The 23,953-nt window shown below is 65.5% G+C and carries 19 protein-coding genes and 1 pseudogene; 5 read left to right on the forward strand and 15 right to left on the reverse strand.

Annotation, left to right across the window (positions count from 1 at the left end; genetic code table 11):
• From VYI76_RS01420 to VYI76_RS01430, 3 genes are read left to right on the forward strand one after another with little or no spacing between them, the layout of a single operon-like run.
• Entirely contained in the window at positions 1 to 1,641 is a 1,641-nt protein-coding gene (locus VYI76_RS01420) for an ATP-dependent acyl-CoA ligase (protein WP_326522987.1), read from the forward strand.
• A complete protein-coding gene (locus VYI76_RS01425; RefSeq protein WP_326523036.1) occupies positions 1,641 to 2,807 on the forward strand; it encodes a thiolase family protein in 1,167 nt (388 codons plus the stop codon). Before VYI76_RS01420 ends, VYI76_RS01425 begins: the two co-directional genes overlap by 1 nt.
• Positions 2,804 to 3,130 carry a Zn-ribbon domain-containing OB-fold protein gene (locus VYI76_RS01430; protein ID WP_326522988.1) on the forward strand — a complete coding sequence of 109 codons (327 nt, stop codon included), beginning with the start codon at positions 2,804 to 2,806 and terminating at the stop codon, positions 3,128 to 3,130. The genes VYI76_RS01425 and VYI76_RS01430 overlap by 4 nt, the downstream gene beginning before the upstream one ends.
• Here the strand turns inward: VYI76_RS01430 and VYI76_RS01435 are convergent.
• From VYI76_RS01435 to VYI76_RS01500, 15 genes and pseudogenes are all read right to left on the reverse strand, one after another.
• Positions 3,127 to 3,921: an aspartate/glutamate racemase family protein gene (locus tag VYI76_RS01435; RefSeq protein ID WP_326522989.1), complete on the reverse strand. Its 795-nt coding sequence runs from the start codon at positions 3,919 to 3,921 to the stop codon at positions 3,127 to 3,129. The two genes, VYI76_RS01430 and VYI76_RS01435, sit on opposite strands and share 4 nt — an antisense overlap.
• On the reverse strand, positions 3,918 to 4,895 hold the full coding sequence (locus VYI76_RS01440) for a sugar phosphate isomerase/epimerase family protein (RefSeq protein WP_326522990.1): 978 nt from the start codon (positions 4,893 to 4,895) through the stop codon (positions 3,918 to 3,920). The genes VYI76_RS01435 and VYI76_RS01440 overlap by 4 nt, the downstream gene beginning before the upstream one ends.
• 34 nt (positions 4,896 to 4,929) lie before the next feature.
• Positions 4,930 to 5,982 (reverse strand): sugar phosphate isomerase/epimerase family protein, encoded by a 1,053-nt coding sequence (locus VYI76_RS01445; RefSeq protein WP_326522991.1) that lies wholly within the window; start codon positions 5,980 to 5,982, stop codon positions 4,930 to 4,932.
• Complete coding sequence (locus VYI76_RS01450) at positions 5,979 to 7,097, reverse strand: Gfo/Idh/MocA family protein (RefSeq protein ID WP_326522992.1); 1,119 nt, start codon at positions 7,095 to 7,097, stop codon at positions 5,979 to 5,981. The genes VYI76_RS01445 and VYI76_RS01450 overlap by 4 nt, the downstream gene beginning before the upstream one ends.
• Entirely contained in the window at positions 7,094 to 8,614 is a 1,521-nt protein-coding gene (locus VYI76_RS01455) for an MFS transporter (RefSeq protein ID WP_326522993.1), read from the reverse strand. Before VYI76_RS01455 ends, VYI76_RS01450 begins: the two co-directional genes overlap by 4 nt.
• Before the next feature lie 43 nt (positions 8,615 to 8,657).
• Positions 8,658 to 9,938: a M20/M25/M40 family metallo-hydrolase gene (locus tag VYI76_RS01460; RefSeq protein ID WP_326522994.1), complete on the reverse strand. Its 1,281-nt coding sequence runs from the start codon at positions 9,936 to 9,938 to the stop codon at positions 8,658 to 8,660.
• Positions 9,939 to 9,948: 10 nt separating this feature from the next.
• Positions 9,949 to 10,362 (reverse strand): acyl-CoA thioesterase, encoded by a 414-nt coding sequence (locus VYI76_RS01465; RefSeq protein ID WP_326522995.1) that lies wholly within the window; start codon positions 10,360 to 10,362, stop codon positions 9,949 to 9,951.
• 125 nt (positions 10,363 to 10,487) lie between these two features.
• A complete protein-coding gene (locus VYI76_RS01470; protein ID WP_326522996.1) occupies positions 10,488 to 12,176 on the reverse strand; it encodes a GMC family oxidoreductase in 1,689 nt (562 codons plus the stop codon).
• On the reverse strand, positions 12,173 to 12,772 hold the full coding sequence (locus VYI76_RS01475) for a gluconate 2-dehydrogenase subunit 3 family protein (protein WP_326522997.1): 600 nt from the start codon (positions 12,770 to 12,772) through the stop codon (positions 12,173 to 12,175). The genes VYI76_RS01470 and VYI76_RS01475 overlap by 4 nt, the downstream gene beginning before the upstream one ends.
• Positions 12,773 to 12,817: 45 nt before the next feature.
• Positions 12,818 to 13,687, reverse strand: coding sequence for a sugar phosphate isomerase/epimerase family protein (locus tag VYI76_RS01480; RefSeq protein ID WP_326522998.1), 870 nt, complete (start codon positions 13,685 to 13,687; stop codon positions 12,818 to 12,820).
• Entirely contained in the window at positions 13,684 to 14,979 is a 1,296-nt protein-coding gene (locus tag VYI76_RS01485; protein WP_326522999.1) for an MFS transporter, read from the reverse strand. Before VYI76_RS01485 ends, VYI76_RS01480 begins: the two co-directional genes overlap by 4 nt.
• 33 nt (positions 14,980 to 15,012) lie before the next feature.
• Positions 15,013 to 15,660, reverse strand: a complete 648-nt coding sequence (locus VYI76_RS01490; RefSeq protein ID WP_326523000.1) for a flavin reductase family protein — start codon at positions 15,658 to 15,660, stop codon at positions 15,013 to 15,015.
• 39 nt (positions 15,661 to 15,699) lie between these two features.
• Positions 15,700 to 17,856: a TonB-dependent receptor gene (locus VYI76_RS01495; RefSeq protein ID WP_326523001.1), complete on the reverse strand. Its 2,157-nt coding sequence runs from the start codon at positions 17,854 to 17,856 to the stop codon at positions 15,700 to 15,702.
• Between the two features lie 637 nt (positions 17,857 to 18,493).
• Positions 18,494 to 18,667: pseudogene (locus VYI76_RS16780) on the reverse strand (Arm DNA-binding domain-containing protein); the annotation flags it as partial.
• A gap of 648 nt (positions 18,668 to 19,315) precedes the next feature.
• Positions 19,316 to 20,827, reverse strand: coding sequence for an AMP-binding protein (locus VYI76_RS01500; protein WP_326523002.1), 1,512 nt, complete (start codon positions 20,825 to 20,827; stop codon positions 19,316 to 19,318).
• Positions 20,828 to 20,916: 89 nt separating this feature from the next.
• On the opposite strand from VYI76_RS01500, the gene VYI76_RS01505 reads away from it, so the two are divergent.
• The gene (locus VYI76_RS01505) at positions 20,917 to 21,657 is read left to right on the forward strand and encodes a GntR family transcriptional regulator (protein WP_326523003.1); all 741 of its coding nucleotides are present in this window, start codon (positions 20,917 to 20,919) and stop codon (positions 21,655 to 21,657) included.
• Positions 21,658 to 21,782: 125 nt separating this feature from the next.
• The gene (locus tag VYI76_RS01510) at positions 21,783 to 23,951 is read left to right on the forward strand and encodes a TonB-dependent receptor (RefSeq protein WP_326523004.1); all 2,169 of its coding nucleotides are present in this window, start codon (positions 21,783 to 21,785) and stop codon (positions 23,949 to 23,951) included.
• Positions 23,952 to 23,953: the final 2 nt, after the last annotated feature.

The following is a 23,953-nucleotide window of genomic DNA, read 5'->3' on the forward strand; positions in this document are numbered from 1 at the left end:
ATGCTTCACGCCGCTCCGCTCAGCCCGACGCAGGCGCGCTACGATCGCGAGATCGCGCCTGCGGATCGTTGTGCTCCAGCCCTGCTGGCCCGCCGCGCGGCGATCGCGGGTGACAAGCCGCTGGTGACGATCAGCGACAAGTCCTTTTCGGCGGCCGACATGGCGGAGCGCGCGGGCCGGACCGCGGGATCGCTGGGTGCCGCCGGGATCGGTGCCGGCGACCGTGTCGCGATCCTGTGCGGCAACCGCATCGAGTTCCTTGACCTCTGGCTGGGCTGCGCCTGGCTGAACGCCGTGGCGGTCCCGATCAACCGCTCGTCGCGCGGGGGCCAGCTCCAGCATATCCTGTCGAACAGCGGCGCCCGGCTGCTGGTGCTCGATCACGACGCGATCGACGTGCTGGAAACGCTCGACGCGGCGTCGCTCGATCTGACGGCGGTCTGGGTGCTGTCTGAGCAGCCGCCAGCGATGTCCGGCTGGCCGATCGCGCCTATCCCGGCGCCAGGCGCCCCGGTCGATCCGGTGGAATCGCGACCGTCGGATCTGGGGTCGATCCTCTACACGTCCGGCACGACCGGCCCCTCGAAAGGGGTATGCTGCCCGCACGCACAGATGTTCTGGTGGGGCGTCAATTCGATCGACATCCTGGAAATCGAAGCGAGCGACGTGCTGTTGACGACGCTGCCGCTATTCCACGTCAACGCGCTCGGTACCTTCTATCAGGCGCTGCTAAGCGGCGCGACGCTGGTCGCGATCGAGCGCTTTTCGGCCGGGGGATTCGTGCGGAGCCTGCGCGATTATGGCGCGACGGTCACATATCTGCTGGGTGCGATGATCCCGATCCTGCTGTCCCGACCGGAGGACGCGGGTGATCGCGGCCACGGCGTTCGCCGCGCGCTCGCGCCCGGCGTGCCGGCGGCGTTCGGCGCGGCGTTCGAACAGCGGTTCGGCATCGGCCTGATCGAGGGCTACGGATCGACCGAGACGAATTTCGTCATCGGCGACGTGCTGTCAGGTCAGCGCCCCGGTTTCATGGGTCGGGTCCGACCCGGATTCGACGCGCGGGTCGTCGATACCGAGGACAATGAGGTGGCCGTTGGCGAACCCGGTGAACTCGTTGTGCGCGCGGCAATGCCCGACGCGCTGGCGCAGGGCTATTTCCAGATGCCGGAGGCGACGCTGGCCAGCCGCCGGAACCTGTGGTTTCATACCGGTGACCGGGTGTATCGCGACGCGGACGGCTATTTCGCGTTCATGGACCGGATGAAGGATGCGATCCGTCGCCGCGGCGAGAATATCTCCGCCTATGAGGTCGAACAGGTGCTGCTGAGCCATCCCGCCGTCGCCCAGGCCGCCGTCTTTCCCGTGCCGTCCGAGCTCGCGGAGGACGAGGTGATGGCCGCGCTCGTCCTGCACGACGGCCATGCGGTGGAGCCGGAGGCCCTGTTGGATTTCTGCCAGCCGCGCATGACATATTTCTCGGTGCCGCGCTTCCTGCTGTTCGCCGACGCCCTGCCGATGACGGACAATGGCAAGGTCCAGCGCTTCAAGCTGCGCGAAACCGGCGTGACCGACGCCACCTGGGACCGCGATCGCGTCGGCTATCAGGTCCGCCGGCCGGGGCGGGCCGGCACCGCGTGATGTCGCCCCGCGACTATCGGGGCGTCGCGGTGACCTGCCCGGTCACGATACCCTATGCCAGATCGAGCGACCGACCCAGCCAGTGGTTCATCGGCCGCGCGCTGCGGGCCCTGATCGAACGGGCCGGCATCGAAAAGCGCGCGATCGACGGCCTCGCCACCACGTCGTTCACGCTCGGCCCGGACACGACGATCGCGCTGACCGAGCATTTCGATCTCGTGCCGCGCTGGATCGAATGGATCCCCACCGGCGGTGCCAGCGGCGTGATGGCTCTGCGTCGCGCCGCGCGCGCGGTGCAGGACGGCGATTGCGACATCGTCGCCTGCATCGCCGGCGACACCACCGATCGTGCCGCTTTTGGTCGCCTGATCCGCGACTTCTCGACGTTTTCGACGCAGGCGGTGTATCCTTATGGCGCTGCCGGGCCGAACGGCAGCTTCGCGCTCATCACCGACAACTACATGCGCCGCTACAGCGCCACGCGGGAGGATTTCGGACGGATCGTCTGCGCCCAGCGCGACAATGCCCGCGGCAATCCGAACGCGCTGCTAGGCGCGAAGCCGCTGGACATGGCCGCCTATATGGCAGCGCCGCCGATCGCCGAACCGATCCGTCTGTTCGACTGCGTCATGCCCTGTGCGGGCGCAGAGGCATTCCTGGTCATGTCGGATGCCCTCGCGCGCGAACTCGGCCTGCCCCATGCCGGCATCCGCGGCGCGATCGAGCGACATAACGCCTATTTCGACGAGCCCGTCGCCGAACGCGGCGGCTGGGCGATGGATCGCGACAGCCTGTATGCGCAGGCGTCGCTCGGCCCGGGCGAGATCGACTGCCTTCAGACATATGACGACTATCCGGTGATCGCCGCGATGCAGATCGAGGATCTGGGCTTCTGCGCGAAGGGCGATGCGCCGGATTTCGTCCGCTCCCGCGATCTGCACATCGACGGCGATTTTCCGTTCAATACCTCTGGCGGCCAACTCGCCTGCGGACAGGCTGGCGCGGCGGGCGGCTTCCTGCCCGTGGTCGAGGCGCTGCGGCAGATAACCGGGCAACCGCTGGGACGGGGCGTGCCCGGCGCACGCATCGCATTGGCGAGCGGCTATGGCATGATTACCTTCGATCGCTGTCTCGCCACCGGCGCCGCGATACTGGAGGCGCTGTGACCTATTTCATGATCCAGCGTTGCACGGCGTGCGGCGCGGCCGGCTACCCGCGCCGGACCCTGTGCCGGCGCTGCCTGGCGGATGCGCTGGTCGACGAAGCTGCCGGAGCGGGGCGCATCCTCGCCGTCGCCCGGCTTCACCGATCGTTCGAACAGGCTTTCGCCGATCGCCTGCCGATGCTGATCGGGACCGTCCTGCTCGACGCCGGCCCGCATCTGCACTGCTTCCTGGCGCCGGACGCACGCGCCGGCGACCGTGTCGGCATCGCCTGCGTCGCGGATGGCGACGGGGGCATTCTGGCCCATGCCGAGCCAGAGGGCTAAAGCCCCTTCGGATTCTCGCGGAATTCGGCGATGATCTCGGGTGGGGCCTTGGCGAAATCGGAGGCGCGGCTCACGCCCAGTCCGGTCAGCCGCCGCAAGCGTACCGCCATCTCCGCCATCTTCACCACGATCGGTATGCCGTTGACGACCGGCGCGCCGTCGATCTCGTGGCCGTTGATCGCCGAGAACAGCAGCATCGGGATACCGCCGCCTGGCAGGATGACGTCGACGCCGCCAGCCACCAGCGGCCGCGCCTGCTGCGCGAACAGATCGGTCACGTCGCGGGTCCGGTCCGCATCGCCATAGGCCGCCAGGATCTGCCCAGGCTCGAACTGCATCGCATGGACGCCGGTCACGCGCCGATCCAGTCCGTACTTCCCGATCTGGTGGTGAAACCAGGAGATGTAGCGGCGGTTGATGGTCACGATCCCGCTGCGCTGGCCCAGCGTGCACGCATGCAGCATCGACGCTTCGCCCAGCGACAGTACGGGGATATCGACCACCGACCGCGCTTCGTACAGCCCAGCATCCTGGAAATGGCCGATGACGAACGCGTCGTAGCCCTGCTCCTCCGCCGTCACCGCATTGCAGATTACCTCACGCGCGCAACGCCATTCGACAATGGGATGAGCATAGCCGTCGTGCGGGGTGATGCCGTGAACGTCGATTTCGGTTCCAGGATCGACGATGGCGTCGAGGTGCTCTCGCAGCATCGGCCAGTACGGCCCGGCGTTGGGGGCATCGACGAAACTCTGATACCATATCCGCATCGTTCGGTCGTCCCCGGTCATCCGCGCGCCGCGGACTGGCAATAGGCCAGCATCCGGCGCAATTCGTCGATCGATGGCCCACCGGCATATTCATACTCGAGGAGGATCGGGATATCCCACCCTCTGGTCGCTATGCGCGCAACAACCTCGCGCACCGGCGTTCCGCCCTCGCCAAGCGGACGGTTCATGCCGTTGTTGTCTTCGCGGTCCTTGATATGCACGCTGACGGTGCGGGCGTGGTGCTTTTCCAGGAAGGCCAGCGTGTCGAAACCCGCCGCACTGAAATGACCGATATCGAAATTGATGCGATACCAGGGCGACATCGCCAGCCCGGCCTCGAAGCTTTCCGGCGTCGCGAGCTCATTGGGATCGCGCAGGTTCGAGTGGCCGTGGAGGCCCAGCAGCACGCGGTGACGGGCGACGAACGGCACCGTCCGCTTCGCCATCGTCAGCGTGGTCGAGGCGGTCATGATCCGCGCGCCCATCGCCCGCGTCATCGCGAAACCGCGGTCGACCTCGGCATCGGTGCAATCATCCTTCAGTCCGAAGTTGAACGCCTGCACCTCGATCCCCGCGTCGGCGAACCGCCGCCCGATCGCCTCGAACCTCGACAGCGGGGTCTCCAGCCTCCACTGGCGAATGCGCTCGCGATTGGCGAGAACGTCGGCGGGGCGCGGCCCCTCAGGCGGGCGACCGTACAGCGACGCCTCGGTCGGCTTGCCGCCCTTCACGGCCCAGGGTGCATCGGCGGACAGGGCGGGCGGCTGGATCGTCGGCTCGAACAGCTCGACCATCGACACGCCGATGGCGCGGCAGCCAGCGATCATCTTGTCGACCATGTCGCCATCGGCCGGCAGCATATCGCGAAAGCTGTAGGTTTGGATGCCGAATCGCGGCGTGCCTGCCGATCCGGTGCCCGTGCTGCGCATCGCGCATCCGCCGGCGATCGCGGCGAGCGGGAGCGCGATCAGGAACTGCCGGCGGTCATTGCGCATGTCATGTGCCTTTCGTTGAGACGGGTCGCCGGCGTCATGCCAGGCCCAGTATGGTATGATTGACGGTCCGATCCGTGCCAGCGGCGGCAAAATCATCGAACGCGTGCGGAGTAACCCGGATCAGATGATCGCGAATGAACGGGGCGCCCTCGGCTGCTCCGTCCTGGGGATGCTTCAGCGCGCATTCCCATTCGAGCACCGCCCAGCCGGGAAAGTCATACTGCGCCATCTTGGAGAAGATGGCGCGGAAATCGACCTGCCCGTCGCCAAGTGACCGGAATCGGCCGGGCCGGTCGATCCAGTCCTGATAGCCGCCATAGACACCGGCGCGGCCGTTCGGCCGGAATTCCGCATCCTTGACGTGAAAACAGCGCACCCGTTCGTGATAGATGTCCAGGAAGGCGAGATAGTCGAGCTGCTGGAGCACGAAGTGGCTGGGATCGTACAGGATCGCCGCCGCGCCGTGTCCGCCCAGATCTTCGAGGAAGCGTTCGAACGTCGCGCCGTCGTGCAGATCCTCGCCCGGATGCAGTTCGAATGCGCAGGCGACACCCGCCGCGCCGAACGCGTCGAGGATCGGTCGCCAGCGCCGCGCCAGTTCGGCAAACGCTTCCTCGACCAGGCCCGCCGGGCGCTGTGGCCACGGGTAGATATATGGCCACGCCAGCGCGCCGGAAAAGGTGGCGTGGGCATCCAGCCCCAGGTTCGCGCTCGCCCGGGCGGCAAGCGTGACCTGCTCGACCGCCCATGCCTGGCGATCGGCCGGCCGATTGCGCAGTTCGGCCGGCGCGAAACCGTCGAACAGCGCGTCATAGGCCGGATGCACCGCGACGAGCTGGCCCTGCAGATGGGTCGACAATTCGGTCAGCTCGACGCCATGTTCGGCCAGGCGACCGCGCAAATCGTCGCAATATCCCCTGCTGTCGGCGGCCAGACGCAAGTCGATCAGGCGCGGGTCGCAGGGGATCTGGATGCCCTTGTATCCCAGTTCCCCGGCCCATCGCGCAAGGCCGTCGAGCGTGTCGAACGGGGCTTCGCTCCCCATGAACTGCGCAAGGAAGATGCCCGGTCCCTTGATCGTCCTCATACGTCCAGCTCCATCCAGCCAGCTTGGTTGGCGCGAACCGCAGTCTCGACGAAAGCCATAGCCCGCACGCCGGCGTCGACGCCGGGCAGCAGCGGGGCGTCTTCGCCGCGCATCCGCCGCGCGAAATCGCGGTAGATATTGGCGAAGGCCTCCAGATATCCCTCGGGATGTCCCGCCGGCAGGCGCGATACGGCCCGCGCGTCGCCGCCGATCGCCGCGCTGCCGCCCCATATCGTCCTGATCGATCCGTCGGCGTCGGTCAGGGCGAGGCGATCCGCCGTTTCGTGGCACCAGTCGATACCGCCACGTTCGCCGAAGATCCGCAGGCGCAGATTGTTGCGCTCTCCGGTCGCAACCTGGCTCGCAATCATGATCCCGCGCGCGCCGCCGCGAAACCTCAGCAGGACCGTGGCATCGTCATCCAGCGCGCGGCCGGGCACTACCGCCGCCAGGTCGGCATCCAACTCCGCCACCGCGTCACCGGTTACGAACTCGGCAAGATTGAACGCATGGACGCCAATGTCGCCGATGCAGCCCCCTATCCCCGCACGTGACGGATCGACACGCCAAACCGCCTGCCTGTCTCCGTCCGCTTCGATCGGCTGCGAAAGCCAGCCCTGGAGATATTCGACGATCACCTTGCGCACGCGGCCGATCTCGCCGGCGGCGATCCGAGCGCGCGCCTCGCGCACCATTGGATATCCGGTGTAGGTGAACGTCAGCCCATAAGGGCGCGACGCCCGCCCGACCGCCGTGGCCAGGTCTCGCGCCTCAGCCAGCGTGGCGGTGGGCGGCTTGTCGCTCATCACGCCGAGACCAGCAGCCAGCGCCGCGCTCGCCTGGCTCAGGTGCAGGTGATTGGGGGTCGCGATCGCGATCATCTCGATGCCGTCCGCGCGGCGGCCCTCCGCAGCGATCATCGTGTCCAGATCGGGATAGGCGCGCGCCGGATCGATCCCAAACCCCCGCCCGGCCTCAAGCGATCGCGCCGCATCCGATGAAAAGGCGCCCGCGACCAGAACGATCTCGCGGTCCATCTCCGCAGCTATGCGGTGGACCGGGCCGATGAACGAGCCCGGCCCGCCGCCGACCAGCCCGAGCCGCAGCGCGCTCATCGCTCGTCCGCCACTGTGTCGAGTCGGACCGCCGCATAGCCGCCGCGCCGACGGAACCAGACCGCCAGCATCAGGAACGCGATCATCGTCGCGATGGGCAGCAGCGCCATGTCACGCAACGCCTCCTTCTTGCTCGCCTCGACCATACCGGCGATCAACTGCCGATCGGCTTCCGGCGCGGTGGCGAGCGCGCGATCGTCCAGCGCGCGATAGCTGCCGAACACACTGGCCGGCCGTTCGACCAGATAGCGCTGCGACAGGGTGGTACGGTTCGCGGTGTCATGCGCCACCATCGCCGTCGCCGTCGCGCGATCCTGGACTGACCCGAGCAGCGTCGATCCCAGGATGCCGGCAGCAAGCATGCCGACGCCCGCGATGACGTTGATCGTAACCGCGCCGCCGCGCGGGAAACGATCCGACGCGACAGCCAGGCTGGTTCCCCAGAAGAAGCTCTTGCCCACGCCATACAGAGTCGCCGCCAGCACGATCCCGCCCGCCTCCGCGCCCGCCAGCAGGTACAGGCCGGCCGCCGCCAACGCGGAGGCGAGCGCAAGCGTCACGAACGGCGTCAGCACGCCGATGATCGTTCCCGCGAACAGCCGTACCACGAACACGATCCCGGCGGTGAATACCAGAACCCATCCCGGCTGCCAGCCGTGGCGGCCCAGTTCCGGCGCGAGCAACGACGAAATCCAGCTGTCGGTGGACAGTTCGGTGATCGCCAGCGGAATCATCAGCAGGATCAGAATGATGTAGAGCAACCGCCCGGCCGATCGCGACCACAGGCCGAACGCGATCGTCACCGCCGCGATCACGCCTATCTGCACAGGGGCGGGCCATCCGCCGACGCGACCGAGTTCCATCACCATCAGCCCGACGACCAGCAGCGCGCTAATCCATCCCGCCTCGCCGATCATCGTGCGATAGGGCACGCCCGCCGCAACACGTTCGCTCACCGGGAACCGCTGGCGCAGCAGCATCAGCGCATAGATCGCGACCGGCAGAGCCATCAGGAAAACCTTCGCGCGCCAGCCGAACCCGTCCGCCATGGCCATTGCGAGCAGCCCGCCCGCGATCATGCCGCCCGGCCACGCCGCATGCAGGCGGTTCAGCCATTTCGAACGATCTTCGGGATAGAGCGTGGCGACCAGCGGATTGGCTGCCGCTTCCACCGCTCCATTGCCGAGTGCCATCGCGAAGGTGCCGGCATACAGCATCCAGTAACCTGATGCGGACAGGATGATCGCCAGCCCTCCGGCATGCATCGCCGCGGCAAAGACAAATGCGGTGCGAAAGCCGATGCGATCGATGAACAAGCTCATGAGTACGATCGTGATCGCGAACGGCCACAGGCCGACGCCCAGCAATTCGCCCTTCTGGGTTCCCGACAGGGCATATTCGACGCCCCAGGTATCGACCACCAGTGCGCGCAGCACGAAGCAGAAAGATGTCGCCGCGATCGCCGCGAAGCTGATCGCGAACAGGGCGAAGCGTTGGCGTTCGGCCGTGTCGGTCATACTCTCTCCCTTACCCGGCCGGCCGATCGCCGCCGGCGTTCGCTCACCGCGAGCCGGCGACACCCAGGATCGTCGCCAGACCCACGCTCATTCCGCGTACGCTCTCGCCGATCTCGACGTCGATATATTCGTCGGGCGAATGTTCGTAGCCGCCGCTCCCGCCGGACCCGATCGCGATGGCGGGAATACCCAGGCTCATCGCGACATTCGCGTCGGTGGATACCGCAATGAAACGTGGGGCGTAGCCGAAGGCAGCCGAGGCGGCGTGCGCGGTTCTCGCCAGGGCGTCGTTCTCGTCGGTACGTCCGGCGGGCCGGTCGCCAATCTGCTCGAAGCGGACGCGGACGGTTCCACGTTCGGTCGAGCGAGCCGCATTTTCCTCGTCGACAGCGCGCTGGGCAACCGCCTTGAAAGCGGCATCGACGCGCGCGACTTCGGCTGCCGCGACCGAGCGTATGTCGATATCGACCGACACGCTGGCGGGTATCGTATTCACGGACGTTCCGCCGGCCAGAATGCTGGCCGAATAGGTCGTCTTGGGATCGCTCGGAACCGGGATGGCGTACAGTCCGGTCACCGCCCGGGCCAGCGCGGCGGCCGGGTTGACGATGCCGAACTTGTCGAAACTGTGCCCGCCGGGGCCTTCGAACACGACATGGTAGCGCCGCGATCCGACGCCGCGGGTGACGATCTGCTCCGCCCCCGAGCTGTCCACGGTGATGAATGCGGCGGCACGCTTCGCGCGCGGATCGTTGCCGAACAGATGACGCATCCCGCGCAGATCACCGGGCCCTTCCTCGCCGACGTTGCCGATGAACAGGATATCGCGATCGGTAACGATTCCGGCACTGTCGAGCGCACGGATGAAGGCCAGCAGGACCGCCGTGCCGCGCGAATCGTCTCCTATCCCCGGCGCCATCAGCCGTGTGCCCTGACGCCGCACGGTCACGTCGGTTTCCTTGGGGAAAACGGTATCGAGATGCGCCGCCACGATCAGCGGCGGCAGCGCGCGATCGGCGCCGGGCCGGACGCCGATGACGTTGCCGATCGCGTCGACCGACACGTCACGCAAGCCGCTCGCCCGCATCATGTCGGCGTAGGCGAGCGCACGCGGCCCCTCGCCGAACGGCGGCGCCGGAATCTCGGTGATGCGGATGATCTCCGCCACCAGCCGTTCGTGATCGGCCCGCAAATGGCCGGCAGCGGCCCGGAATTTCGTGGATGAGATCAGCCGGGACACGGCGGTTTGCGGCTGGACCTGGGACCAGGCCTGCACCGGCAAGCATGACGCGGCGAGCGTTGCCGCGAACACAAAGAATCTCATGCGCTCCCCCTCATAAAGTCCTCGACGCGACCATTCCGGCACGCAAATCATCCGGCCAGGGCACCGCCAATCGTTTGTCCAGGTCCATGCAGACGATGGTCACGACACCCGTAACCCGGGCAACCCCGTCACCGGTGAAGCTGAACGCTATCGTGCAACTGCTGCGGCCAACCCGCCGCGGCGACAACTGGACCGACAGCCGCTCGCCCAGAAGGCTCGGCGCCGGGAATTCCGCTTCGAGCTTTACCGTCGGCACGCCGATCCGACGCCCGAGATGCAGTCGCCCGAATGTCTCGCCGAGGCCATGCTCGAACCAGTCTTCGATCGCGGTGTTCAGCATCTCGAAATAGCGGGGATAGAAAACTATTCCGGCTGCATCGACGTCACCGAAGCGCACCGTCGTAGCGGCGACGAACGGGACCACCTCCGCGTCTGCGCGCGCGCCGCAAATCTCCACCGAACTTCCACCGGTATGCAACGCTCAGCCCCAATCAAAATTCGTTTTAAGCATAAAGCGTTTTTTGACGCGATCAAGCGATTTTCACAGGATCATATCGTCCCGTCGCGCAGCATTTCCGCAGCAGCCGCAGCGGCGCGCGCAGTCAGCGCCATATAGGTCAACGACGGGTTCTGGCAGGCGCTGGACGCCATTGTCGCACCGTCGGTGACAAACAGGTTGGCGATGCCGTGCGCCTGACTGTTCGCGTTCAGCACGGAGGTGGCGGGGTCTCGCCCCATCCGTGCGCCGCCCATTTCGTGCACGGCACCACCGCCACCGCCGGGATCCCCCGATTCGGTCAGTATCTCCGCTCCGATCAGGCCCAGCATCGCCTTCGCCTGATCGCGTGCATGGGCGAGCAGCCGTCGTTCGTTATCGCCATAGGAGAAGGTGATACGGGTCTGCGGCAGGCCGTTCCCGTCCAGGTTGCGATGGTCCAGCGTGACGCGGTTCTCCGCACGCGGCAGGCATTCCGCAAAGGCTCCCAGCAGTATCGTCCAGTCGCCCGGCCGAGCCATGCCACGCTTCAGCGCCACGCCGGTTCCGGCCTTCCCGATATGGTCCGACCAGCCGCGACGGGTGGCGCTGCCCTGGAACGAGTATCCGCGCAGCATGTCGCGGTCGCTACCGTCCAGATTGACAAACCGGGGCACCACGATCGAACTGGGACGATTCCCGTAATAGGCGTGGGCGTCGAAACCCGGGACCCGCGCGGTCACCGAAATCGCCAGCGCATGATCCATGAAATAGCGCCCCAGCGTTCCGCTGTCGTTGGCCAGACCGTTAGGCTGCGCCTCACAGGCCGAACGCAGCAGGACGCTGATCGAATTTACCGATCCTGCGCAAAGGAACACCATCCGGGCGCGGAAACTGGTCCAGACGCGCTGGCCGTAATCGAGCACGCGCACGCCGGTGACGCGGCGGGTGGCCGGATCATAGAGCAGCCGTTCGACCAGCGCGTCGGTCATCAGCGTCAGTCGGCCGGTCTTGCGCGCCGCCGGAAGCGTCGAGCTCTGGGTACTGAAATAGGCGCCATAGGAGCATCCGCGCGCGCAGATGTTGCGATACTGGCAGGCGCCGCGCCCCTCTTCGGGCTTGGCCTCGGTCATGTTGGCGCTGCGCCCCATGATGACCCGCCGGTCGGGATATCGCGACTCGACCGCGGCCTTGAGCGACCGTTCGACGACGTTCAGTTCCATCGGCGGCTGGAAAATGCCGTCGGGCAGCTGATCCAGCCCCTCCAGCGATCCCGACACGCCAATGAATCGTTCGACATGGTCGTACCATGGCCGCATGTCGGCATAGCGGATCGGCCAATCGACACCGTGGCCGTCCCTGGCGTTGGCTCCCCAGTCCAGATCACCCCAGCGATAGCACTGTCGCCCCCAGGTCAGCGACCGCCCGCCGAGCTGGTAGCCGCGTCGCCACTGGAACGGATCCTGTTCGGTAGTCTGATAGGGGTGTTCGCGATCATTGACGAAATGCTGCTTCGTCCATTCGGTGAAGTGCATTCCCTTGGACTGCACCGGATATTCGCGAGCATATTCGCGCGGATCGCCATAGCCGCGGAAGGACAGCTGCCACGGCGGCACCAGTTCGTTCGTATAGTCCGTCTGATGCTCGATCCGGCGGCCGCGTTCGATCAGCAGCACCTTCAGCCCGCGCTCGGTCAGTTCCTTGGCCGCCCACCCGCCGGTGATGCCGGAACCGACAACGATCGCGTCGAACTCCTCGCTCATGGCCGGATCTGCCGCCTGACCGACACCGCTGACCAGTCGTTCGACAGCGGCTTCCAGTCGGCACCGATCACGACGTTACTGTCGTAGCGGCCGGGCGACAGTTCGTACCGCAATAGCTGCGTCATGCCGGCTTCGGATGTGAAATAGCTCACCGCGATCAGCGCCTTCAGTGCGAACCATGGGTGCGCGCGCGGCTCGTCCAGCAGCATCACCGCCCGATCCAGCGCCGCGATCCACCGCGCGACCTCGTCGGGAATGACGGTGACCAGATCGGGAAAGCCGCGTTCCCGCAGATCAGACAGCAACTGATCGATCAGGTCGCGCGGCACCTTCATGAGCTCGCCATCGATCGCGCGCAGAACGAACGCGACATTGTCGGGCTGGCCAGCACCCGGAATGTCCGTGGCCGGCAAAAGTGCGTCGGCGATCACGCGTACCAGCGGAGCATGCTGCTGCGGGTCCGGAACCTGCGTGGAACATCCGCCCAGCAACCCGATCGCTCCGCCGGCCGACAGCGTCGCTGCGATCCTCATCCCGAAATGCAGCATCGCCCGGCGATCGAAGCCCGCGCCTGTCTGGTTCTCGGTCAACGCCATCCTCCGAACGGATAATAGTTTAACTATAAAGTTGTTCCGTCGCGGTCAAATCGCCCGGCGGTAGACCGCCGCGTCGCGTGCGACGATCTTCATCGGATCATCGAGGCGTTCGTAGTCGATGAACGCATGCTCGACGTCACCCGCGCGCGCGGCGTGCAGCATGTCGTGCAGCATCGCGCCGCCATCATCAACCGGTGTGCCGCGGACATGGGCCAGGGCGGCGCGGCCGGGCATCTCGCGCATCATGGCCACGGGATTGCGGCCGGCGCGGTATGCCGCGGCGAAATCGATCTCGGTGCGGACCAGTCGCGCATCGGTCGCGGCCATGATCCGGTCCCATGCCGTCGCGCCAGCCGGCCCCGCCAGTTCCGCCGCCTGGTTGTGCAGGGCAAACGAGAAGCCCGCCTCCGCGCATAACGTGCCAGCACGATTGAGCAGGCCACAGGTGCGCGCGATCGCGGAGTCGTCATCGATCTGCTCGGGCCACAGCATCTGCCACACCACATGGCGCTGACCCAATTCTCGAGCCTGCGCGATCGCCTCCCGGATGGAGGCATCAATCCCGTCGGGCCCGAACGCTTCCAGCCAAGCCCGTCGCAGCGCCCCGTCGGGCAATGTGGCGGCACGGGCGAACATCGCCCCGAGCTTTTCGGGCATGATGTGCTGCGCGGGAGACTTCAACCCGGCGTCGTCGAGCAATTGGCGAAATGCGGCCGGTCGATGTCCGAATGTGCCGACCGTCTCGACCGATCGATAACCCAGTCGGGCCAGACGGCGCAGCGTCCCCGCCGCATCGGCGGCAAGTTCGCGGCGGACGGCGAAGAGCTGGATCGCCGGCCGCAGGCGCGGCGGCCGCCGCGCCGCCGGCAGCAGCAGAAGCGGCAGCGCGCAGACGGCCCGGCGGGCGACTTTCATCGCGCGACAGGCCGCGCCGGGACCAGCAGGATCGATCCCGCGGCGGCAAGCGCCGCGAGCGCGAACGCGACGAAATTCCAGCCGATCGCCAAGCCATATTGGGCGATGAACCCTCCGAGCAGCGGTCCGCAGACCGCGCCGAACCGGGAAAAGCTCACACAGCAGCCTACCGCCGTGGCGCGCAACGTCGCGGGGAAATAGCTGGACAGATAGCTTGTCACCATAACCGCCGCGGCCGTGCTTCCCAGCCCGGCAATCGCGACGATCAGATAGGTCAGCGGCAAAGGCCAGATGTGCCAGAGCGAAAGGATCGCCACGGCACCGATGCAGAATGCCGTGAAGATCGTAGGCACTCGGCCGACGCGATCGGCGATCGCTCCGAGCACGATGCCCCCGATCGACGAGGATAGCGCGAAGACCCCCAGGAACATGATGCTCGGGCCCAGTTCATAACCCGCCGATCGCATGATCTGCGGCAGCCATGTGTTCAGGCCATAGACCAGGATCATGCCGGCGAAGGTCGCGAACCAGAAGCCCAGCGTGGCGCGAGCGCGGCCATCGGCGAACAGTGCACGAACGCCTGCGGCGTCGCCCGCCGAAGGTTGTGAATCGTCCTCCGTGATCGTGACTCCCAGCCGACGCTCTACCGCGTCAGCGGCCGCATGCCGGCCCTTCGACCGCAGGAATACCACCGACTCGGGCAGCACCCAGGCGATGACCGGGACAAAGATCAGCGGCAACGCACCGATACCCACCACCGGCCGCCAGCCATAATCCTCCACCAGCATCAGCGCGGAAAGTGCCGCGGTGAAGATCCCCAGCGAATAGCCGGTGTACATCAGGGCGAACTGCCGGTTCGCCTTGCCCGGCGGGGCGTATTCCGACGTCAGCGCGGCGGCCACCGGAACGATGCCGCCGATGCCGATGCCCGTGATGAAACGCAGCACGGCAAACACCGTAGGGGTGGGCGCGAGCGCCGACAATCCGGCGGCGACCGAAAAGATCGTCAGGCATGCCAGGAAGCACGGCTTGCGGCCAAATCGGTCGCCGAAGGTTCCGAACAGATAGGCGCCGAAGAACATGCCGACCAGCGCGGCGCTGGCGATCATGCCGGCTGTCGCGGGATCGAGATGCCACTGCGGGTCGGCCAGAAAGGCCGGCATAACCGCACCCAGCACGCCCAGATCATACCCCTCGGCGAATAGCGCGAACCAGCAGATCGCGGTCACCAGCACGGAGACACGCCGGCGGGCCGGTGTCACCTGGGCCGCCGCGATCGACCCGTCAGTCATTGCCGATCCTGCACCCACCAGCCCTGCTCCTTCTCAGATCGCCGGTACCGGATGGCTGACGCGGTCCGTGCATCGCACATACCAGCCCGGCCCCTCCATCCGTCCGATCAGGTCCATTGCCATGGTATCGACATAGCCCGCAGTCGTGTCGCACACGATGTCCGGGCGACAATACGCCGAATGGATACGCGCCACGACGATCGCCTGGGCGTCGTTCATCGCCAGGCGGTCGTGCAGGCTGCAACCAAAACTGACCGGGGCATTGGCCACGGCCGGCGGCGTGCCATCGTCGAACGGCACCAGGTCGACGCCGGCCAACGCAGCCTCGTCCGCGTCCGCAGGAAGTTCCGCGGCCGTCGCGGTCATTTTCCGGCCATCCGATGCGGACACGAGGCTTATGGTGAGCGATCCGGTATCGACGATGTTGCGATAGGTATCCTTGCAGCTTCCGTCGGCGCGCCTCTGGATGCCGATTGCCACTACGGGCGGGTCGTAGCCCATCAGATTGAAGCAGCTGAACGGAGCCAGATTGGTCCGCCCTGCCCGGTCCTGGGTCACGATCCATGCGATCGGTCGCGGCACGATCGAACCGGTAAGCAGCCGGTAGCGCGCCGCACGATCCATCGCGTCAAGGTGAAGTGTCGTGGCTATGGCGCAAACACCCCGATGCGTCCGGCGCACCCCTCCTTGCAAGGTTGGGCGCGCCGGACGGATTGATCGTCAGAAGTTGAAGGTCACATTCGCGCCGTACGTCCGGGGCGCCTGATATTGCTCGCGATAGGTCTGATAGGTGGTGCTGAAGGGCGGCTGCGCGCTTGCGAGCACGACCGCGTCCTCGATATTGCGCACGAACGCCGACGCGGTGAACCGCCGGCTTTCCGGCGTGAAGCTGAGCAGGATATCCGAACGGGTATAGGCACGCTGGCGATCCGACCGGAAGTTGTAGAAGGTAAAGAAGGATTCGGATTCCAGACGCGTCTGGATGCGGGGCGTCAACAGGCCGCCGGCGATCGGAAAATCATGCTCGTAGCCGGCGTTGACGGTCCATTCGGGCGCCTGCGGCGGACGCCGGCCCGACAACTGGAAGTTGCTGCCCGACAGGCGCCCTTCCGCAGCCGCGATCCGCGCAATCTGGCCGCTCGCCGCCGCCGCGAAATCGACGTAGCGCGCGTCCTGATAACCGACGTACATGTTGAAGCGATCTCGCGGACTGGGCTGCAGGATCATGTCGATCTCGACGCCCTTGTAGCGCGAACGCCCGGCGTTCTGCACCAGCGTCGCAACGCCGCCCGCCGCATTCGTCACCGTCTGCGAGACCTGCTGATCGGTATAGTTGTAGAGATATGCGGCGACGTTGAGCTGAACCGTATTGTTCAGGAACCGGTTCTTGGAGCCGATTTCATATGCCTCGATCGCTTCGGGTCGATAATTGCCCAGATCGGTGAACCCGCCGGCCTTGTAACCGGTATCGAACTTTGCATACAGTAGGTTACGCGGCGTGACTTGATAGTTGAGCGCGGCGTGATAGGTCGTCTTGCTGCTGGTTGTCTGCGAATTCTGCGGTGTCCTCACGAACGTACAGCTCGACGTGCGATAGCAGCGCGACGACAGATAGTTCAGTACGTTGGTAACGACATTATAGCCGATGCGGTGCTTGTCGTCCTTTGAATAGCGCGCGCCGGCTTCGGCCGTCACGCCGGGCAGGAATTCATAGGAAACCTGGCCGAACAGGGCCTTCGCTTCGGCGGTGATATCCGGATACTGGTAATCCTGAAGCATGAACGGCGTGCCGCTGATGTTCGACTGTTCCGGGAAATCAAGGAACTGGGTGACCAGATCGTTGTCCTCCCGGAAATAGAAGCCGCCGAACTGCCAGCGGAAGGGGCCATCACCGTTGGACGACAGGCGCAGTTCGTGATTCCACGACGGCAGCGATTCGGTCTGCCCGAACACGAAATTCTGGCGATTCGTACCATAGGCCCCGCCCAGGGTGGTGCGGCGGGCGATGTTGAAGTGGCGATAGCCGCCCTGATAGGTCAGGATCGCGAAGTCGAGATCATAGTCGATCTTGGTGTGGAGCAGAATGCTCTCGGTCTTGAGGAAACTGCCCGGTGGCAGCGGAAAGGTCTTGGCATCGCCGCGCCGCGGCTCCTCGGTCGATACGTCGCCGACCAGCAGGCCCGGAGGCACGTTGGCTGCGGTGTACAGCACCCACGGCAGCGCCTGGGTCGAGGTGCCGACTTGATCCTGGCGCGCATATTCGGCGGTGAACAGCATCGACAGACGCGACGTCGGCTCCAGCAGCAGATGCAGCCGTGCAGCCTGGCTGTGCTCGTCGTCGCCATTCTTGGCTGGCGCATTGTTGCGATATCCGTTGCGATCGCGCGTCTGGAACGAGGCGCGCAGCTTCATCCAGTCATTGACCGGCACGTTGATCGCACCCTTGAAGTTGTACATGCCGTAGCTGCCGACCTCGGCGCCGACATAGCCGCCGAACTCACCCGATGGCTTGTTGCTGACAATGTTGATCGCTCCGCCTGTCGCGTTACGACCCAGCAAGGTGCCTTGCGGTCCGCGCAACACCTCTACGCGCTCGACATCGAACATCGTGGTGTTAAGGCCCAGAGCGCGCTGCAGGTTGAACCCGTCGATGCTGATCGAAACCGCAGGATCGCCGATTTCCGACGTATCGCGGCTCGACACGCCACGCACCGAGACGATGGTCGCCGGCCCCGCTTGCGCAAACGACACACTCGGCGCGATGGTGGTCAGATCGGCAAGATTGCCGACACCGTTCTTTACGAGGGTGTCGGCTCCAAGCACGCTCATCGATATGGCGGTGCGCTGTTCGGTGCTGGGGCGCTTCTCAGCGGTCACGACAATGTCCGCGATACCTTCTGGCACAGGCGGCTCTTCGGACGCAGGCCGCTGCTGCGGCGAGGCATCAGGCCCAGCCTGAGCCAGCGCGGGAAAAGCCGAGCCCGCCAGGAGCGAACCCGTGGCTAGCAGGAGTATCGCCTTCTTGGTCATTTACGCCCCCCCTCAATATATAATCGTCGCCCGACAACCCGGGCCCGAGCCAGACATATTACTTCAAGCATAATATTTCAAGCATAAATTAAATCGCGATTCGTGGGCTCCGGCCTGATTGATTGACGATAGGAGTCGGGACCGATCAATCCGACCGCTGCGGTCTGATTCAAGCTCCGTGAGGAGGCTGTGACGAGTAACTCGTTTTGGCTGAAGGACGAGCGGATGGCGCTCTTGCGATCGGTCTTTCCCGAGAGCCATGGCAGCCACGGATCGATGAGCATCCTGCGGACCCGGAAGCGCAAGATCTGCGAGGTGCGACCGGCCGAGGTGCTACGGGAGCCTGACCCAAAGGCGCGGAACGGCGGCCACGCAAACCATGCGTGAAGGAGCAGGAAGATCGAGGCGGTGCCTTGGGAAAAAGGAAAACCTTGAGTCGCCGCCCCCGGGCACGCGCACGATGCTCCCGCGAGTCGATGCCGGCCTAGGCCTTGCGCATCATATCTAGCGCGTCGGCCCGGGCGTTCGCTACCGATACGACTGGGTAGCGCCCGATCGTTTGACGGGTCAGCTTTCCGTCGACGCGATACATGGTCGAGAAGGTGCGGACGCCGCGATAGGTGATCCGCAAGTGGAGGCCCGGACAAAGGCCATCGACAGACTCGGCTCGCCCTTCCTTTGGGGTGAGAGCGGTCGATTGTAGCTATCTGTCAGTGAAGCGAACGGTTGTCATTTCCTGCCTGCTGATGAATGCAGGCGGGCAAGTAATGCGTAATTCCTGTCCCACACAATAGGTGAAAATTACTGACCGTGCTGGCTAAGGTGCTATTCCATTACATGATATGGTATGAAAGCGCGCGCTTCGAAAAAATAAATTTGAGAGCACAACCCGAACATTGCGCGGGGTGACAGCCGGGGTAACGCACGAATGACTTTTTGTGCCTAGGCATGCTATCGTATGCTGCTGGCCGGATACGATTTACCTCTATAAGTTCACTTCATGCTATATCATGCTATACTGTCGAAGAGGTTCGCCAAAGTTGGGGTCGAGGGTTCGAATCCCTTCGCCCGCTCCAGGTTCACTAGCAGATAAAAGCGCTTAAAATCTGGCCGCCGGGGCGGATCGGTCTTTGCCGCGTTTTCGGATGCGTCCGGCCTGAATGTCGATCGGCCCTAGAAAGGAGGCGGGAACCGCGGACGATTCCGGACAGCGGCGTCACAGATTCACACCAGAAGGCGGCTGCGTGCGGGGTCGAGCATGGTCGGCACATCGCACAGCAGGCGCGGCAAATGCGTCGGGCGGATGTCAGGCGTCGCCCGCCCAGAGCGCGTCGTATCTGGCTCTCAGGACGTTCCGCTCGACCTTGCCCATCGTGTTGCGGGGCAGGGCATCGACCAGGAACACCGCCTTGGGCAGCTTGAACGCGGCGAGCACGGGCCGCAGCCGGGCGAGGATGGCATCGGCGGACAGCGCGGCATCCGGCACGGCATGGACGACCGCGACCACCGCCTCGCCGAAATCGGCATGGGGCACGCCGACCACCGCGGATTCGACGACACCGTCGATCGCGTCGATGCGTTCCTCGATCTCCTTGGGATAGACGTTCAGTCCGCCCGATATGATCATGTCCTTGTCGCGCCCGACGATCCGCACGACCCCGGTGGCGTCGATCGTGGCGATATCGCCAGTCACGAAGAAACCGTCGTCGCGGAACTCGGCGCGCGTCTTGTCGGGCTGGCGCCAATAGCCGGCGAACACGCTGTCGCCCCGCACTTCCAGCACCCCGACCGGCGCGGCGTCGGCGATGCGGACCTGATAGCCCGGCAGCGGCCGCCCGACCGCGCCGGCGACGCGATCGCCGTCGAGCGGATTGGAGCAGATGATCCCGCATTCGGACATGCCGTAGCGTTCGAGGATGCGCTGGCCGGTCCGCGCCTCGAAGGCCGCGAAGGTGGCGGGCGTCAATGGGGCCGAGCCGCACACGAACAGCCGGATCGAATTTGCTGTCGCGCGATCGAACGCCGGGGCCGCCAGCAGGCGCGTGTAATAGGTCGGCACGCCCATGAACAGGGTCGCGCCGGGCAGCCTATCGACCACGGTCGCCGCGTCGAAGCCGGGCAGCAGATCGATCCGCCCGCCAGCCAGCAACAGCGTGTTGAGCGCGATGAACAGCCCGTGGATATGGAACAGGGGCAGCGCGTGGAGCAGCACGTCGTCCGCGCCGATCCCCCAGGTGGCGATCAGCGCGCGGGCGTTCACCAGCAGGTTGCGGTGGGTGATCATCGCCCCCTTTGCCCGGCCGGTGGTGCCCGAGGTGTAGACTATCACGGCGAGATCATCGGGGCTCGCGGCGTGCGGCGGCGGGGCGGGATTGTCGGCGCGCGCCACGGCGTCGGCCAGCGTTCCCCCGCCACCCGCATCCAGGGTCATGATCGTTAGACCTGCGCGCGCGGGGACGGCGCCAGGATCGGCGACCAGCAAGCGCGGTTCGGCATCGTCCAGGAAATAGGCGACCTCGTCGGCGCGATAGGCGGGATTGAGCGGCAGGAAGACCGCCCCCAGCCGCAGCGTCGCGAGATAGACCAGCGCGAGCGCCAGCGATTTTTCGGCCTGCGCGGCGACGCGATCGCCCGGCCGGACCCCGAGTGCCGACAATGCCGCCGCCCAGCGGTCGATTTCCGACGACAATTCGTTGCCGGTCAGGCTCCGTCCCGCCTCGGTCAGGACCATGCGGTCGCCCGCGGTGCGCAGCGATGCCGCCAGCGCGGCGAAGAAAGAGGGCGCCCCATCCCCGGGGGCAAGCTGTTGGTCGGTCATGGTACGGGCCCCAGTATCGGGATTGACGATTTGCACCGAACGCCGCATCCGAACGCCGGATTGTCGACACTTTGGTGATGGAATTCCCTATGACGCCCCCAGCAGCCCCCGCCAAGGCCCGCGGCAATCGTCCGTTCGGCACGCCCAAGCCCTTGTCCGACGGACAGTTCAAGACGTCGCTGGTGCAGCGGGTGTACGAAACGATCATGGCGTCGCTCGACCGCGGCGAACTGAAGCCGGGCAGCCGCATCATCGCGCTCGAACTCGCGCAGCAACTCGGGCTGAGCCGCGCGCCGGTTCGCGAGGCGCTGGCGGTGCTGGCCGGGCAGGGGCTGGTCGAGTTGCTGCCCGATCGCGGTGCGATCCTGCGGCCGATGAACGCGCATGATCTCGCGCAGATCTACGAGGTTATCGCCCCGGTCGCGGCGGTCGGCATCCGCGCGGCGACCAAACGCATCCACGAGGGGGACAACGCCGAGCGCGTCGCGCGGGCGATGGATGCGATCGACGACGCGGCGATCAACATCGCGCCGGATTTCGGTTTCTATCTGGTGCTCAACGACTTCCACTACCTCGCCAATTCGATCGGCGAGCGCCCTTATGTCGATACGCTGCTGCGGTCGATCAACATCGAATACTGGAACCGGATGCTGGCCGGCGCGATCGATCTGAGGGTGCATGCCGCGCAATATGCCCGCACCTATCGCCGACTGACCGATGCGGTGCTGGCGGGCGATCCCGATTCGGCGGATGCGATCATGCATTACCATGCCCAGTGGTGCATCGCCCTGCTCGAACCCGGCTATGCTTCGGTTTATCGTCGACAATAACTCGCTCTTTCGCGACGGAAATCGCGGTTTCGCAATTTATTGTCGACAATCTATTGTGCTTTTCCCGGTTTCATGGTTCCTTCCATCCAACGCCGCGACTGACGGCGCGATCTGGGAGGTCTGTGATGATGCGACGTTCTCGCTTCTTGTTGTGTGGCTGCGCACTGGTCACCGCTACACCGGCCTTTGCCGCCGATCCGATGCCGACGGTGGTGCCGCCCGCGCCGCAATCCGAGCCGCAGGCTGAACCCCGCGACGCCGGCGACATCGTCGTCACCGCGACGCGGACCGGGGCGACCCGCCTGCAGGATACGCCGCTCGCCGTGACCGCGTTCAACGTCGAGACGCTGGAACGGGCGGGCGTCAAGGACGTGCGCGATCTGACCGCGCTGACGCCCAACCTTCAGGTCACGCAGAACGGCGCCTTCTCGCAAATCTACATTCGCGGCATCGGATCGAACAACGTGTTCGCCGGATCGGACCCGTCGTCGACGATCCATCTCGACGGCATCTATCTCGCCCGCCCCGCGAGCTATCTGTCCAACTTTCTCGACGTCGAACGGATCGAAGTGCTGCGCGGGCCGCAGGGCACGCTCTACGGCCGCAATTCGGTCGGCGGGACAGTCAACGTGGTCAGCCGCAAGCCGGGCGACACGCTCACCGCGAAGCTGCAGGCCACCTATGGCAATTATGATTTCACCCGGCTCGAGGGGTATTTCAGCACCCCGATCGCCGATGGCGTGGCGGCGTCGGTTTCCGTGATCGGGTCGCGGCGTGACGGCTATCTGCGCAATGTCGGGCCACAGGGCGGCCGGATCGACAGCGAAGGGACGATCGGTTTCCGCAGCCAGCTGCGGCTGACCCCGTCGCCGAAGCTGGAAGTGCTGCTGCGCGGCGAATGGGTCGATTCCGACGACACCATGTCGGGTTACACCAAGTTGCTGCAGACGGTGCCGGATCCCGTCGCCAATAGCGTGTTGGGCGATTTCCGCGCCGTTGCCCTCAACATCCAGACCTTTTCCAAGCGGCGTCAGTGGGGCACGTCGGCGGAGATCGGCTACGACCTGGGCGGCGGCCTGTCGCTCAAGTCGCTGACCGGCTTTCGCGGCAACCGCATGCAGACCGCGACCGACACCGATGCGACGACGCTCAACACCCGGCGTACCGACCAGTTCGAGAAGCAGCACCAGTTCTCGCAGGAGGTGAACCTGCTGGGCAAGGTCGGCGACCTGTCCTTCATTCTGGGCGGCTATTATTTCGACGAGAATATCCAGCCGGATACCAGTGTTACCACCTTCGCGACCAACCTCAGGGTCAATTACAAGCCGACCGTGAATACCGAGGCGGTCGCCGCCTTCGCGCAGGGCACGTTCGCGCTGACCGACTGGCTGTCGCTGACCGCCGGTATCCGCTATACCCGGGAGAACAAGCGGTTCGACCAGATCGCGACGAATTTCAACACCGTCACCAACACGCCGATGGCGACGTTCCCGCGGACATATTCCCGCGAAGGCGTGTACAAGGCGTGGACGCCCAAGTTCGGGATCGAGTTGCGGCCCTCCAACGGACTGCTGCTCTACGCATCGGCGACCAAGGGCTTCAAATCGGGCGGCTTCAACCTGGCCAGCGCCAACCCCGCACAGGGCTTCGCGCCGGAGACGTTGTGGAGCTATGAGGGCGGCGCGAAGCTCGACCTGTTCGAGCGGGTGCTGCAACTCAATGTCGCCTACTTCCATTACGACTATAAGGACCTGCAGGTGCAGTCCTTCCTGACGCCGGGCGTGATCGACATCACCAACGCATCCGACGCCAAGGTCGATGGTCTCGAGGTAGAAAGCGTGCTGCGCCCGACCCGCTGGCTGCAGATCGGCGCGAACCTGGCCTATCTGGATGCGCGCTATGACAATTATCCGTCGGCGCTGGCGCCCGGCAACATCCCGTTCGACGCATCGGGCAAGCGGCTGAACCTGTCGCCGAAATGGACCAAGGCGTTGTGGGCGCAGCTGGACGTGCCGACCGGGGACGGCCGGGTATTCGCACGCGGCGAATACAGCCATCGCACCCGCCAGTTCTTCACGGCGCTCAACACCGGGCTCGACCAGCAGGCGCCGTACAGTCTGGTCAACGCCAGCATCGGCTATGCCTTCCCCGGCGAGCATTTCGAGTTGCTGGTCTATGGGCGCAACCTGGCCGACAAGGATTATGTGACGAGCACCGCGAGCTTCGCCGCCGGCATCGTCGGCCGCGTCGGTGAGCCCCGCACCTACGGTCTGCGCGCGATCGCCCGGTTCTGACG

This window comes from Sphingomonas sp. (assembly GCF_035910975.1).
GTDB lineage: Bacteria > Pseudomonadota > Alphaproteobacteria > Sphingomonadales > Sphingomonadaceae > Sphingomonas.

Coding starts and splice junctions, on each gene's coding strand:
- VYI76_RS01420 (WP_326522987.1), top strand. CDS start 1: ATGCTTCACGCCGCTCCGCTCAGCCCGACGCAGGCGCGCTACGATCGC.
- VYI76_RS01425 (WP_326523036.1), top strand. CDS start 1,641: ATGTCGCCCCGCGACTATCGGGGCGTCGCGGTGACCTGCCCGGTCACG.
- VYI76_RS01435 (WP_326522989.1), bottom strand. CDS start 3,921: ATGACCGGGGACGACCGAACGATGCGGATATGGTATCAGAGTTTCGTC.
- VYI76_RS01440 (WP_326522990.1), bottom strand. CDS start 4,895: ATGCGCAATGACCGCCGGCAGTTCCTGATCGCGCTCCCGCTCGCCGCG.
- VYI76_RS01445 (WP_326522991.1), bottom strand. CDS start 5,982: ATGAGGACGATCAAGGGACCGGGCATCTTCCTTGCGCAGTTCATGGGG.
- VYI76_RS01450 (WP_326522992.1), bottom strand. CDS start 7,097: ATGAGCGCGCTGCGGCTCGGGCTGGTCGGCGGCGGGCCGGGCTCGTTC.
- VYI76_RS01455 (WP_326522993.1), bottom strand. CDS start 8,614: ATGACCGACACGGCCGAACGCCAACGCTTCGCCCTGTTCGCGATCAGC.
- VYI76_RS01460 (WP_326522994.1), bottom strand. CDS start 9,938: ATGAGATTCTTTGTGTTCGCGGCAACGCTCGCCGCGTCATGCTTGCCG.
- VYI76_RS01470 (WP_326522996.1), bottom strand. CDS start 12,176: ATGAGCGAGGAGTTCGACGCGATCGTTGTCGGTTCCGGCATCACCGGC.
- VYI76_RS01475 (WP_326522997.1), bottom strand. CDS start 12,772: ATGGCGTTGACCGAGAACCAGACAGGCGCGGGCTTCGATCGCCGGGCG.
- VYI76_RS01480 (WP_326522998.1), bottom strand. CDS start 13,687: ATGAAAGTCGCCCGCCGGGCCGTCTGCGCGCTGCCGCTTCTGCTGCTG.
- VYI76_RS01485 (WP_326522999.1), bottom strand. CDS start 14,979: ATGACTGACGGGTCGATCGCGGCGGCCCAGGTGACACCGGCCCGCCGG.
- VYI76_RS01500 (WP_326523002.1), bottom strand. CDS start 20,827: ATGACCGACCAACAGCTTGCCCCCGGGGATGGGGCGCCCTCTTTCTTC.
- VYI76_RS01505 (WP_326523003.1), top strand. CDS start 20,917: ATGACGCCCCCAGCAGCCCCCGCCAAGGCCCGCGGCAATCGTCCGTTC.
- VYI76_RS01510 (WP_326523004.1), top strand. CDS start 21,783: ATGATGCGACGTTCTCGCTTCTTGTTGTGTGGCTGCGCACTGGTCACC.